Source organism: Hazenella coriacea, from assembly GCF_004341825.1.
Taxonomy (GTDB): Bacteria; Bacillota; Bacilli; order Thermoactinomycetales; family Thermoactinomycetaceae; genus Hazenella; species Hazenella coriacea.
The window spans coordinates 103696-117990 of record NZ_SMAG01000004.1 but is presented as its reverse complement, the minus strand read 5'-3'; the positions used below and the strand labels follow the sequence as shown (position 1 = coordinate 117990).

General features: G+C 37.9%; 12 protein-coding genes. All 12 read left to right on the top strand.

Annotated features, from left to right (window positions below; all coding sequences use genetic code 11):
* The first annotated feature begins 18 nt into the window (after window positions 1–18).
* The 12 genes from EDD58_RS09395 (at window position 19) to EDD58_RS09340 (ending at window position 14031) form a co-directional block, all read left to right on the top strand.
* On the top strand, window positions 19–1332 hold the full coding sequence (locus EDD58_RS09395) for a J domain-containing protein (protein ID WP_131924807.1): 1314 nt from the start codon (window positions 19–21) through the stop codon (window positions 1330–1332).
* A gap of 313 nt (window positions 1333–1645) precedes the next feature.
* Window positions 1646–2845 carry a CpaE/TadZ family protein gene (locus EDD58_RS09390; protein ID WP_131924805.1) on the top strand — a complete coding sequence of 400 codons (1200 nt, stop codon included), beginning with the start codon at window positions 1646–1648 and terminating at the stop codon, window positions 2843–2845.
* A gap of 14 nt (window positions 2846–2859) precedes the next feature.
* Window positions 2860–3312 (top strand): prepilin peptidase, encoded by a 453-nt coding sequence (locus EDD58_RS09385; protein ID WP_165875907.1) that lies wholly within the window; start codon window positions 2860–2862, stop codon window positions 3310–3312.
* A gap of 42 nt (window positions 3313–3354) precedes the next feature.
* The gene (locus EDD58_RS09380) at window positions 3355–4095 is read left to right on the top strand and encodes a CpaB family protein (RefSeq protein ID WP_131924799.1); all 741 of its coding nucleotides are present in this window, start codon (window positions 3355–3357) and stop codon (window positions 4093–4095) included.
* 76 nt (window positions 4096–4171) lie between these two features.
* A complete protein-coding gene (locus tag EDD58_RS09375; protein WP_131924796.1) occupies window positions 4172–5548 on the top strand; it encodes a TadA family conjugal transfer-associated ATPase in 1377 nt (458 codons plus the stop codon).
* Entirely contained in the window at window positions 5548–6471 is a 924-nt protein-coding gene (locus EDD58_RS09370) for a type II secretion system F family protein (protein ID WP_165875906.1), read from the top strand. The genes EDD58_RS09375 and EDD58_RS09370 overlap by 1 nt, the downstream gene beginning before the upstream one ends.
* A 15-nt stretch (window positions 6472–6486) precedes the next feature.
* Window positions 6487–7392 carry a type II secretion system F family protein gene (locus EDD58_RS09365; protein WP_131924790.1) on the top strand — a complete coding sequence of 302 codons (906 nt, stop codon included), beginning with the start codon at window positions 6487–6489 and terminating at the stop codon, window positions 7390–7392.
* A 103-nt stretch (window positions 7393–7495) separates the two neighbouring features.
* A complete protein-coding gene (locus tag EDD58_RS09360; RefSeq protein WP_131924787.1) occupies window positions 7496–7711 on the top strand; it encodes a hypothetical protein in 216 nt (71 codons plus the stop codon).
* Window positions 7712–7786: 75 nt separating this feature from the next.
* The gene (locus EDD58_RS09355; RefSeq protein WP_131924784.1) at window positions 7787–9109 is read left to right on the top strand and encodes a VWA domain-containing protein; all 1323 of its coding nucleotides are present in this window, start codon (window positions 7787–7789) and stop codon (window positions 9107–9109) included.
* 378 nt (window positions 9110–9487) lie between these two features.
* Window positions 9488–10807, top strand: a complete 1320-nt coding sequence (locus EDD58_RS09350; protein ID WP_131924782.1) for a VWA domain-containing protein — start codon at window positions 9488–9490, stop codon at window positions 10805–10807.
* A 268-nt stretch (window positions 10808–11075) separates the two neighbouring features.
* Complete coding sequence (locus EDD58_RS09345; RefSeq protein ID WP_165875905.1) at window positions 11076–12392, top strand: VWA domain-containing protein; 1317 nt, start codon at window positions 11076–11078, stop codon at window positions 12390–12392.
* 331 nt (window positions 12393–12723) lie between these two features.
* Window positions 12724–14031, top strand: a complete 1308-nt coding sequence (locus EDD58_RS09340; protein WP_131924777.1) for a vWA domain-containing protein — start codon at window positions 12724–12726, stop codon at window positions 14029–14031.
* The last annotated feature ends 264 nt before the right edge of the window (window positions 14032–14295 follow it).

The following is a 14295-nucleotide window of genomic DNA, read 5'->3' as shown; positions in this document are numbered from 1 at the left end:
TAAAGGAACGTTGTAGTCATGCAAAACTTTTATGAGATTTTTGATCTCTCACCATCAGCTTCTGTAGAAGAGATTAAAAAGCTTATTCATCAGCAACTGCGTTTATGGAGTCAACGGACAAACGCACCCCAGATTGAGCGGCGCCAAGAAGCAGAGCGAATGATGCAGATCCTTGAAGAGATGGAAACGATCTTACTTGATGAAGATAAAAAGAAAAAGTATGATCTGGACCTACATCAAGCAATGGTTGAGAGCAACAATAAAGAAAGAATTCATGAAAATAATCAAGAAGCTTCAGGGATTGTCACAGAAGAATGGGAAGAAAAACTGCGTTTGGCAGAAGATCACTTAGAACAAGGTAAAGTTGCAGATGCTTTATTTCTAGCGCTTCAACTCACAGATCAAGTGAAAAATCGTGCAGATGCATGGGCTCTATTAGGACAAGCACGCTTTCATTTTGGTGAAATAGAGGAAGCAATCCAACCGATGGTGCGAGCTAGTGACCTAGATCCACAAAACCCCAAGTTTGCTTATGTGCTTGGACAAGTATTCGAAAAGCTAGGTAAGTTAGATCGAGCAGAAGAGCAATATAAACATGCTTTAGGGCTAGATCCTGTTCACACTGGTTATAAATATACATTAGGTTCATTATATGTAAAAACGAAGCGAATTCGAGATGGCATCAAGATGTTGGAACAGTGTTTACATGAAGAACCTGATAATCAAAACTATAAAAAAGAATTAGCAAAGGCATACCTGTCTACTGCTTGTAGTAGTTGGCGTGTAATTTCAACAGGTCATCCTTATCTGTCAGCAGGGCGTTATCCAACGGATCAGGTGGATATGACGATGGCAGAAGTATATCTGAATCGAGCTGCAGCGTTGTCAGTCGATGATCCCGAGTTAAGTGAAGAGTTAAGTCAGATGAAAGAAGATATTACGAAGAAAAAGGGCCGGAAATTTGCGGGTAGCTGGACTGCTATTGTGGTTAGTTCCATAGCACTTATTATTACTCTTTGGTTAAATCCTAGTTGGCTAAACGGATTATTTCTAGCTTTACCCTTCCTATATTTCCTTTCAGCATTAACTCCTCAGTATCGGATTTATCGTAAAGAGATTCAAGGTGAAACTGCCAAAACCGATTTTGCCTATTTATTTGAGCGTTTGCAAGATCGATTTGGAAGTGGATCATATTTATTCATATCCTTGATCTACCTTCTATATATTCCTATTGCTGCCTATATCCTGAGTGTCGTGATTATCTTCAATTTTTTTCGGAATTATCCCTGGAAAGGTAGTAAAGACCAATATGTGACAAAATCGGGAAGTTGATTCCCGATTTTGTTATATGCGGTGAAATTATGTAAATTAGACTGTTGCCAATTGAGTGTCAACTTGCTAAAATTAGTGTAGTTAAGTAATTTATTGTAGAATTAAAGTTAATTATGAGAAATATAGTTATAGGAGCAAAGGAATAATCATAATAAAGTGAGATTTTTCATTTGTTCTATTTTTAATTCCATTCGTTGTAGAGTTTCATACTAAGTCGCCCTAAACGAAATACCACACAGCTTTACAAGAATGGACTTAGATCAATGTGTATATCTTTAGATGGATATTTGGAGTAGGGAGGCTTCTTTTAGCTATGTTTCCAGATGTAAAACTGCTAGTTGTTACAGATGATCATGCACTTGCTTCAGACATACGAGAACGAATCAAACATCTATTTCCCCAGTTTATTCACATTAGTCCTCAAGAAGTTCGTAGAGAAATTTCACGGTTACAACCTGACTTAGTGATTGTTCACGAGTCAAGTGGTGAGGCTACGGGGATGCAATTAATCCCGTATATCCAGAATGAAGTTGAAAAGGTCGAAATCATCTACTTTACTGAGTCAAGAGACTCCACACGGATTCGTGATGTAAGTAGAGCTGGGGCATTCGATACTTTATTCTTCCCCGATGAAATCACTGCGATTGAGGATGTTCTCACCCGTGCAGTTAAATCTTTAGAGAGTGATGACTCCGAAAATGATGGGAATAAAGGCTTTACTTGGGGACGTGGACAAGTGATCGCTTTTTACAGTGGTAAAGGGGGATCAGGTAGAAGTTTGCTCGCTTCAACGCTTGCCCAAACGTTACAGTTAGACTCAAGCTCAAGTGTCCTTTTAGTTGACTTGAATCTACAGTACGGTGGTATGGAAACTTATCTGAAAGTAGAAAGCACTCGCAATCTAACGGACTTAACACCCGTTTTACACGAATTAAACGATAACCACCTTCGAAGTGTGACTGTTGTAGAGCCATTTTCGCAAGTAGAATTGTTAGCTAGCCCTGCTGACGTAGATGTGAGTGAAATGGTTATGGAAGAACACGTTGAGCGAGTTCTTCGGGCAGCCCGTTTATACTACGACTACATATTTGTAGATCTACCGACAGAAATTACAACATTGACATATACAGCGCTCGAAGAAGCAGACCGAATCTACTATGTTTTAAACCCTGATACAGTGTCGATGCGGATGCTCAATCGATCTTTAAGTCTTTTCTCTACGATCGGTGTAGATCCCGCAGGACGTTTGGAAATTTTGCTGAATCGGGTGAACAAAGATTCCGAAATCGATGAGAAGGAAGTCAAGACACGATTTACCTATGATATTATAGGTCAATTTAAAGACGATCAAAAGAAAATAGAACAAGCGATCAATCGCGGAAACACATTGCGTACAGCTCGAAATGAGCGCAACATGACGGCTTTTGCTAAGGATGTACAAAAGTTAGCCAAAAGATTATTGGCTAATCCAAGTAGACAATCAGCAATTGTAGGCATAGAAACTAAGAATTAAAGGAAGTAAGTCTGTTGGCTGAACATTTGATTTATCTCACTTTACTCGGAATATTAGTAGCTGCTACGATTACTGATCTCCGACATCGACTGATTTATAACCGCTTTATCCTCATTGGAATTGCTGTTACAGGAGTGATCCGTATATTCTCTCATCCGAAGCCGTGGTGGGAGTATGTGCTAACGGGTTTTGGGGTTTTTATCGTGCTTTACCTTATTGCAGTTGTCACGGATGAAAGGTCCATCGGGGGCGGAGATGTGAAGCTTTTTGGAATGATGGGTTTGGCGTTAGGATGGGAGCCTTTTTTTATCATCTTTCTGCTATCTCATGTTCTAGCTGCTATTTATGTAATTGGATTAAAAATCATTTACTGGAAGTCTACCAATCGAAAAACTGAATTTCCATTTGCCCCATTTATTTTATTGGCAACTTTAATAGCTTATATTTACCCCTTTCTGCTTCAATAAGCGGAAAAAAACATTCTACTGGTAAGCAGGTGTGATACATTCATGCAAGGTGCAAAACGTAGAGCAATTGTATTCTTAGTATTGGCGCTGGTATTGGCCGGAGTCTCTGGAGTAATGTTTTTAAACGAAGTAGGCAAGGTGCAAACTGCCTTAGGTGGCTTCGTGACCGTTTATGTCGCAGATAAAGATATTCGATCTAGAGATCCTTTGAAAGCGGAAGATTTTAGACCCATTGAAATTCCTGAGCAGTATGTCCAACCTTCGATGGTGACAAGCTTAGAACAGATTTTAGTAGAGAATAGTACACATAACATTGCTGAGTTGATCTCAGTGGTTCCCATCGGAAAAGATGAAGTATTAACTTCGAATGTCCTAAAAATGCAGAACCATCTAACTGAAGAAAATAAACGAATGGTTATGATTTCACAGACAGAAAATATTCAATTTGATGGTTCCTTTAACTTTAACGATCGAGTAGATATTATTATCTCCAAAAATGAACGCGATAAGAAAAGTGAAACGTTAATTTTCATGAAAAGTATCCCTGTCATTGGGGTTACGAAAGATGGTAAAGCCCTAGGTTTAGAAATGACTCTGGATCAAGCAAGAGCCTTTGTTCATGAACAAAACTTTTCTTATGCGATTCGGATTCTAAAAGCTCCAAACTTAGCTAATGAACAGCCTGACCCGAAAGCTGATCCTAAAGCAAAGCCAGAAGAACAAGCAGATCCGAAGGCTAAAGAGCAAGAAGATAAATCGAAAAAAGGTAAGAACGGGCAGTAACAAAAACAACATTAGCGAGAAGCAAACGTTAAACACAAGCAATAATGTATGTTGGTAAGAATAGAAGGAGTGTGCCATGGCTACTTTTTCGCAACGCAACTTTCAAAAAAGACGGTTGCCTCGAAAAGCAAGTGAACCAACTGAAACACAAAAAAAGTCGAATCGTATTAATGAAGATCGCGTCAATGAATTAGCTCAACATTTTAAAACTAGATTGCTCCAAGAGACGGATCTGGAAAAGCTTACTCAGATGCCGTCGAATGAATTAAGAGTTACGTTAGACCGATTAATCGGTAAATACCTTGCTGATGAGCATGTAGTTATAACTGGGCATGACCGTAATCGTCTAATTTCCCGAATTATTAATGAATCGGTCGGCTATGGGCCTTTAGAGTCATTACTCGAAGATGATGATATTACTGAGATTATGGTCAATGGCCCTAATGAAGTATTTTACGAAAAGCTAGGGAAGTTACACAAAACCGAAATTCAATTTCGTGATGATGAAGCTCTTCGTCACGTCATTGATCGAATCGTTGCCCCGATCGGACGTCGGATCGACGTAAGCTCTCCGATGGTAGATGCCCGTTTACCAGATGGGAGCCGGGTGAATGCAGTTATTCCCCCGATTAGTTTAAAAGGTGCACTGGTCTCGATTCGTAAATTCCGAAAAGACCCGATTCGTTTGCATGACCTCTTAGAATTTGGTAGTTTCACCCCTGAGATGGGAGAGTTTTTGACTAGCTTAATTAAAGCGAAACTAAATATCATCATCTCAGGAGGAACAGGTAGCGGGAAAACGACCCTTTTAAATGCTCTCGCCTGCTACATCCCAGAAAATGAACGGATTATCACTATTGAAGATATGGCTGAACTTCGGATTCCTCATGGTCACGTAGCAGGGATGGAAGCACGTCCAGCTAACGTAGAGGGAAAAGGGGAAATCAGCATTCGTCAACTGGTTCGGAACGCTTTGCGGATGCGTCCTGACCGGATCATCGTTGGAGAGGTTCGGGGTGCTGAAGCCTTCGATATGCTACAAGCGATGAACACAGGTCACGAAGGATCGCTAACTACCGTTCACGCTAACTCTCCTAACGATGCGATGAACCGCTTGGAAGGGATGGTCATGATGTCTGGGATGGACCTTCCCACTGAGATCATTCGTTCCTACATTGTTGGAGCTGTTGACCTTATTGTACAAATTGGTCGTTTACCAGATGGTCAGAGGAAGATGTTAGCGATCTCCGAACTGCAAATAAAAGAAGATGGCTCTGTTCACCTGAAAGATATCTTCCGCTTTGAACAAACCAATCTGACTGCTGAAGGAACGGTGGAAGGTTATCACACCGCAACGGGTGAGATCCCTGAATGCCTCAAACGTCTGAAGGCATATGGGGCTCCCGTCGATCCAGCTATTTTCCGTCCGGTACATCCAGGAGGGGATCACTGATGTGGATCGCATTGTTAGGTGCCAGTGCTGTAATGAGTCTGATGGGAGCCATTTTTTATTGGCTCCAATTCAGACGGCTTCGAACAGAAAATCATGAACAGCTAGAATCCTATATTGGTACGAAAACTGAGATTGGATGGTCAGATTCTTTAGTTGAGAAGTTGGATCGAGCTAGTTGGGCAAAAGCATTAGCCCCGCAGTTAAAAAGAGCGAGTGTAAGTTTAAAGCCATCCGAGTATGGGGCTGTAATGTTCCTCTCTGTTGTATTAATTACGATTTTCATGTACATGGGGATGAAAGCGCCGTTGTGGCTTAGTATCATTATTGGAGTTGGCGGGGTCTATATTGTATCTAAAGCTTTTTTAGCTTCACGTCGGCTTGTTTATATTCAAAAGTTAGATGACCAACTTTCTGAAGCATGTCGATTATTAAGTAGTGCTGCAAGGGCAGGACTCTCAATTCCTCAAGGATTGGGACTTGTAGTGAAAGAGATGGAGTCCCCAATCAAAGATGAGTTAGGAAGTGTTGTTCAAGAGTTGCAATTGGGGCGAGATTTAGAAGTTTCTTTGCGGGAACTTCTAAATCGAGTAAGTAGTAAGGACTTAAAAGTGTTTGTCAACGCCCTAGTCATTCAACGACGTGCAGGTGGCGATGTATCAAAAGTATTAAGTGAAATGGCTCGTACGATGGAAGAGCGGAAAATTATCCATAAGACGATCGATGCTTCGATTGCACAATCAAGATATTCTGCTTATCTTATGCCAGTTATCTCCGTATTTGTTGTTTTTGTGATGAGTCAGATGATCGATGGCTTTTTTGATTTATTCACGACTTTTTGGGGGATCATCGTGTTAATTGTTTTTATAGGATTGCAATTGTTAGCATTCTTTATTATTAAGAGAATTGCCGACATTCGAGTATAGAGGTTGGTTGATACCATGATTATAGCAGTTGTTATAGGGGTGTGGATTTTCCTTCTACTAGCTGGATTTTCATACTATTCGTATCGAATCGAGCAACAGCAGATGGTTTCCATCTTAGATGATATCATCCCACCTTGGAAAGTGTTAAAGCAAAAACGAAGTAAAACGGTTCTTCTTCATCAGTGGTTCGATGATTTAGCACCGATTGGTAAGAAAGTCCAACTTTTGAGTATTCCAGAAGAGTTAGAAGACCATCTAGTTAAAGCCGGGCATCCTTATGGATTGACGGTAAATCGTTTACAGGGAGCTAAAATTCTTGGTTCAATAGCAGGTCTGATCTTGGGTTTTATCTACTTTGTATTGGGTCTTCCATTAGCACCGATCATTTTCTTGTTATTAGTTTTTGGTGGTTATATGATCCCTATCCTCTTTATTAAACAAAGAGCAAAAAGTAGACAGGCAGAGATTAGATATGAGCTTCCTGATTATCTCGATATGATGAGTATTACTTTACAAGCGGGGATGGGGCTAGATGAAGCACTCTCCTATTATGTAGAAACTTCAGATGGTCCACTTGCCGAGGAGTTTGCGAGATTTCTCCAAGAGGTGAAATTTGGCGTACAGAGAGAAACCGCCTATCGGTCTTTGATGAGTCGAACCACTTCTTCAGAGTTGGAAGCATTAATCCAGTCATTGATCCAAGCTCATAATTTGGGAACAGCGATTGCTCAGACCTTTGCCATGCAGGCAGAAGAAATGCGTCGAATGCGCGCTGAACAAGCCAAAGAGGCAGCTGGAAAAGCTGCTCCAAAGATTTCAATTGTCAGCACACTAATTATTGCACCTTCAATCATGATCCTGTTGATTAGTGGGATTATCTATAGTTTCTTCGTCAAAAACAATATGTTTGGTGGATTTTAAAAAAAATTAAATTTAAGGGGGTGATAAGGAGGAGAAATCTTATGAATGTTGAATATATTAAGAAGGCTGAAGCTGTCTAATTATATTTAAGGAGGAATTATATATGGGTATTAAAATGGGCGCTAAATTGTGGAATGCTCTTAATAAACCATTCCTTAGTAAAAAAGGCTCTCCAACTATGGAGTATGTAATTATCATCGCTGTTGGTGTTATCTTTGCAGGACTCGTCTTTACATTCATTAAAGATGGAGGCGTTACATCAATAATTACAGAGAAAATCACTAAAGCTCTTGATGGAAGTGCAACAGTTCCAAAATAATCTAATAATTTATTTTCAATTTAATTGGTCGTCTTTATAGACGACCATCTTTCTATTTAATGGAGGGTGATATTTATGCAAGTTAACAAAAGAAATATTGTATTAACAACTGTTTTATTATGTTGTTTAATAGTTACATCTGCTTGTAATAACTCTGAGTCGGAGAGTAAGGAAGCTATTGGTGAAGAGATCCAAGAACCTAAAGCTACTGGTCCAGTTATTCCTAAAGCGGTCAACGATTTTAAAACGATTATGACTCAAAATCCTGGAAAATTTTCGGGTGACCAGTATAACGAAGAAGCAGTTAACAAGGAACTAGATAACTTACCAAATAACTTGAGTAATGAGGAATACTTAGACAATCTTGTATATCTCTTGGGAGAGGATTATCAACCCCACTATGCAACCATTCAAGCGATTGACCCTACAATCCGTGTCAATCAGGCAACACCAGAAGGAAAAATACCTCAAGTTGAAAAGATTAATGTTCAGATTCTGTTAGATGCAAGTGGAAGTATGGCTGGAAAAGTTTCTGGTGGACAAAAAATGGATTTAGCTAAAAAAGCGATCAATAGCTTTGCAGCAGGTCTTCCAGAAGAGGCGAACGTATCCTTAAGAGTGTATGGGCATAAAGGTAGCAACAGTGGTAAGGATAAAGCTGTTTCTTGTCAAAGTAATGAAGTGGTTTATCCGATGAGTCCCTACAACAATGCCAATTTTAACAGTGCACTCAATCAATTTAAACCGACAGGCTGGACTCCCTTAGCTTCTGCTATTCAAGCTGCTAAAAAAGATATGGAAAATGAAAATGGAGAAAACGTCCAAAATATTGTCTATGTAGTAAGTGACGGAGTTGAAACTTGTGGAGGCAATCCTGTAGAAGCAGCCAAGTCATTAACTCAGGTAGGAGTTAAGCCAATCGTAAATATTATTGGGTTTGATGTGGATGACAAGGGACAAAAGCAACTGAAGGAAGTAGCTCAGGCTGCAAATGGGGAGTTTAAGTCAGTATACTCACAGAAAGATCTTGAGAACTATTTAGAGTCTCAAAAAAAACGTTTGGAAACGGAATGGAAAATTTGGGGTTCCTCTAGTAGAATGGAAGCTCACGAGATTTGGAGTAAAAAATATCAATTATTAAATGAATCTCGATTAGCAATTGATAAATTAAAAGAAAAAGAAATAGGTCGAATCAACAAAGCAGTAGAATATTTGACTCAAAGTGGAAAAATAAATGATCAAATTCCTTTATCTGAAATGACTAGAAAAAGGGGAACTTTTATTATAACAAGTACATGGGAAGAATTTATGAGGGTTACTGATGTACTTAATCAAGCTAAAAAGAATGAACAAGAAAGAATTGACAAACAAGAAGAAGAAGGAAAGAAAAGTTTATAGATTGTTAATGAAGTAGGCTTGCCTAACTTAAAGGTTAAGCCTTTTTATTATTCAAATATAAATACTATCCTATATTTTTATATTAAAACTTTGTTTATTTTTTATTTATTAATACTTATATGAAATGAATCCTTAATGTCCTCCTTTTTATATTCTGTTGAGTTGATAATTTATTTGAAAAATATTTAATGTTAGATGAAAAATGCTATATAATTTAAATGAAATCTATGGTATCTTATTAATCATATACCGTGTTTTTCCTGATAAGGTAGATGATGTAGATAAATTGTTATGTATTAACATAATATTCTGTTTCGGTCTTTTTTGAAACCTATATACCCATTTTTTACAAAAATACATACTCAACAGGTGATTCATATGAAAAGTAAATATCTCCAACTGACTATGACTTTTTTTCTATGTGTTAGCCTAGTTGGTTGTAATAGCTTATTTTCTTCATCTGGTGATGAAGCTGACCAAACTTCCAAGGATGGCACCTCGAAAAAAAATGTCATTCCTAAAGCGGTCAATGATTTTAAAACGATTATGACTCAAAATCCTGGAAAATTTTCGGGTGACCAGTATAACGAAGAAGCAGTTAACAAGGAACTAGATAACTTACCAAATAACTTGAGTAATGAGGAATACTTAGACAATCTTGTATATCTCTTGGGAGAGGATTATCAACCCCACTATGCAACCATTCAAGCGATTGACCCTACAATCCGTGTCAATCAGGCAACACCAGAAGGAAAAATACCTCAAGTTGGAAAGATTAATGTTCAGATTCTGTTAGATGCAAGTGGAAGTATGGCTGGAAAAGTTTCTGGTGGACAAAAAATGGATTTAGCTAAAAAAGCGATCAATAGCTTTGCAGCAGGTCTTCCAGAAGAGGCGAACGTATCCTTAAGAGTGTATGGGCATAAAGGTAGCAACAGTGGTAAGGATAAAGCTGTTTCTTGTCAAAGTAATGAAGTGGTTTATCCGATGAGTCCCTACAACAATGCCAATTTTAACGGTGCACTCAATCAATTTAAACCGACAGGCTGGACTCCCTTAGCTGCTGCTATTCAAGCTGCTAAAAAAGATATGGAAAATGAAAATGGAGAAAACGTCCAAAATATTGTCTATGTAGTAAGTGACGGAGTTGAAACTTGTGGAGGCAATCCTGTAGAAGCAGCCAAGTCATTAACTCAGGTAGGAGTTAAGCCAATCGTAAATATTATTGGGTTTGATGTGGATGACAAGGGACAAAAGCAACTGAAGGAAGTAGCTCAGGCTGCAAATGGAGAGTTTAAGTATGTCTACTCACAGAAAGACCTTGAAAGTTATTTAGAATCTCAAAAGAAACGTTTGAAAACAGAGTGGAGGCTTTGGCGTTATTCCAGTAAAGTGGAAGCTTTAAAGATATGGAGTGAAAAATATAGTGTATTAGATGAATCAAGATTGGCGATTGATGATTTAAAGGTTACAGAAGAAGAACGCATCAAGAAAGCAATAGAATACTTAGTTCAAAGTGGGAAAGTTAATGAAAATGAACGATTACCTTTAAATGAACTGGCTAGAAAAAGAGGAACTTTTATTACAATGAGCACATGGAAAGAATTTAAAAGAGTTAAAGGTGCACTAGATGATGAAAAGAAATTGCAAGATGAAAAAATTGAGAAAATGGAGGAAGAAGGAAAGAAAAGTTTATAGATTGTTAATAAGAATGGGCTTGCCTAACTTAAAGGTTGATTGTTATTCAAATATAAACTATCCTGTATTTTTTTATATTAAACCTTTGTTTCTCTTTAGTTTATTGATACTAATATACTATAGATTTTTATATCCCTCCTTTGTATAATTCGTTGAATTGACTATTTATTTTAAATAGTGTTATATATTAACATAATATTCTGTTTCGACCTTTTTTGAAACCTATATGCCCATTTTTACAAAAATACATACTCAACAGGTGATTCATATGAAAAGTAAATATCTCCAACTGACTATGATTTTTTTTCTATGTATTAGTCTAGTTGCTTGTAATAGCTTATTTTCTTCATCTGGTGGTGAAGCTGACCAAGCTTCCAAGGACGGCACCTCGAAAAAATATGTCATTCCTAAAGCGGTCAACGACTTTAAAACGATTATGACTCAAAATCCTGGGAAATTCTCAGGTGATCAGTACGATGAGGAAGCAGTGGAGATAGAGCTAGACCAATTTCCAGTGAATTTAAGTAAGGAAGACTATTTTGATCGCCTAGTTTATTTGTTTGCGGAGAATTATCAAGATCAGTATGCAACGATTCAAGCGATTGACCCTACGATTCGTGTGAACAATAAAACACCTGATGGTGGAAATATGCCACAAGTGGAAAAAGTGAATGTACAAATTCTCTTAGATGCGAGTGGGAGTATGGCTGGAAAAGTATCGGGTGGACAAAAAATGGACTTGGCCAAAAAGGCAATTAATAGTTTTGCGGCAGGTCTTCCAGAAGAAGCAAATGTCTCTTTAAGAGTTTATGGACATAAAGGAAGTAACAGTGGCAAGGATAAAGCAGTTTCTTGTCAAAGTAACGAAGTAGTTTATCCCATGAGTCCATATCATGAAGCAAATTTTGACCGAGCTCTTGATCAGTTTAAACCGACAGGTTGGACGCCGCTTGCTTCAGCGATCCAAGCAGCTAAACAGGATATGGAACAGGGATATGGAGATAACATCAAAAATATCGTCTATGTAGTGAGTGATGGAGTCGAAACTTGTGGAGGCAATCCTGTAGAAGCGGCAAAGTCTTTAACACAAATAGGAGTGAAACCAGTTGTCAACATTATTGGGTTTGATGTCGATGATCAGGGACAAAAGCAATTAAAAGAGGTTGCTGAAGTGGCAGAAGGTGAATTTAAGTCTGTTTATACGCAAAAGGACCTGGAAAACTATTTAGAGACACAGAAAAAACGTTTGAGAATGGACTGGGAATTTTGGAGTGCTACTAGTGGAATGGATGTATTGAAGATTTGGAGTGAGAAATATAAAGTATCAGACAATGTCCTTCAATCTGTTTTTAAATTATCGAAAGTAGAAGAAGAACGAATAAAAAAAGCAATCAATTACTTACAAACGACAGGTAAGATTCAGGATGAAAGTCAATTGTCTCTAATGGCATATAATAGGAATCACGTTATTAATAAAGGGATTATTGAAGAGGATCGAAGAGTGAGACAAGCGTTAGAGAAAGCCAGAAGGTTAGAGGAGGAAAGAATTAAAGAGCAAGAAGAAGAGGGAAAGAAAGGGTTGTAGTTAGTGAATCAAAGATGATTTAGACTGCTCGATTCTGGCTTGTCCTCTGATCTGATTAGGGAGGCTAGCCTTTTTGTTTATCTAAATATAAAATTCAATAAATATTGGCTAATGTAATTTATCTTCACAGAAATCTATGATATCTTATTATTTATACCATGTTTTCCCTATGAAGGTAGAATCAGATGAGGATTTTTTATTTGTCATGGATTTATTGTGTGGTAGTAATACTTTCTACTTTTACTTACTTATTGATGAGAATACATATTGATCAGATTTTCGATGGATAATTGTTCAATTTAGTATCTAATATTGATGATAGGTGATTCATATGAAAAACAGATATCTTAAAATGGTCATAGTTTTGTTACTGTGTACGAGTCTAGTTGCTTGTAATGGTCTTTTTTCGTCAGAAGAAAACAATGCTGAGAATAGTGAACCGAAACCAGAAGTGATTCCAAAAGCTGTCAATGAGTTCAAGCCAATTATGAATCAGAATCCTGGTAAATTCTCAGGGGGAAAATATAATGAAGCAGCTGTTAAAAAGGAACTAGATACTTTCCCCAAAAATCTAAGTGATGAAGAGTATTTTGATCGCCTTGTTTATTTATTTGCAGAAAACTATCAACCTCCTTATGCGACGATGCAAACCATTGATCCGAGTATTCATGTCAATGAAACGACTCCAGATGGAAAAGTAAGGATCCCTAATCTTGAAAAATTTAATGTTCAAATTATTTTAGATGCGAGTGGCAGTATGGCAGGGAAAGTATCTGGTGGGCAAAAGATGGATCTAGCTAAGCAAGCGATTCAAAACTTTTCTAAGAGTATACCTAAAAGTGCAAATGTCTCTTTAAGAGTATATGGACATAAAGGAAGTGGCAGTGATTCAGATAAAAATGTCTCTTGCCAAAGTAATGAAGTGGTTTATCCGATGAGTCCATATCATGAATCTAATTTTAATAGCGCCCTCAATCGCTTTAAGCCGATGGGCTGGACGCCGCTTGCTTCCGCTATTCAAGCAGCTAAGGAAGATATGCAAAAGCATCATGGAGAAAATGTAAAGAATATTATCTATGTGGTTAGTGATGGGATTGAAACCTGTGGGGGTGACCCAGTTGCGGCGGCTAAGTCTTTGTCACAAGCAGGTGGTAAACCTGTAGTGAATATTATCGGCTTTGATGTGGATGATGCAGGTCAAAAACAGTTAAAAGAAGTAGCCAATGCAGCTAATGGTCAATTTAAATCAGTTCAATCGCAGGAAGATCTAGATAACTACTTGGAAAATGAAAAGAATCGTATAGAAAGAGAATGGAGATATTGGGGAGCGGCTAGTCGAAATAAAGTGAGCGAGATTTGGAGTGAAAAGTATAAAGAGCTAGGCAAAGCTAAGGATGAGGTTTATCGATTGGAGAAGCGGGAAGAAAAGCGTATTAAAAAAGCGATTGATTATTTAGCAGGAAGTGGAATTATTAAGGATAAAAGTGGGATAACCAGTTTAGTGTGGGATCGACATCTCTGTATTACCTCAGGTAATTGGGATGAATTCAATCGAGTCAGTAACTTATTGGGTAAAGAACGAGATGCTGAAAAAGAGAGAATAGAGAAAAAAGAAGAAGAGGGAGCTAGCAAACTTTAAGGTTGAAGGTTCAATCAGTCGTCACCCTTGAGAGCATTGTGTTGAATTTTGAAATGGGTCGCTCAAAGGGTGACGATTTGAAAGGAAGTTAGAATATGCTGGTTTAAATTACATTTCTCTGTAAGACATCTTACAGGGGATTTTTTGTTTCACAAAGGCATGGAATAATTCCGAATTTTATTTACAAATGGTCTTTAATAATGTAAAATATAGTATTTAGAGAGGCATATTTTTTGCGCTGATGATAAGAAGACTATTAATAAA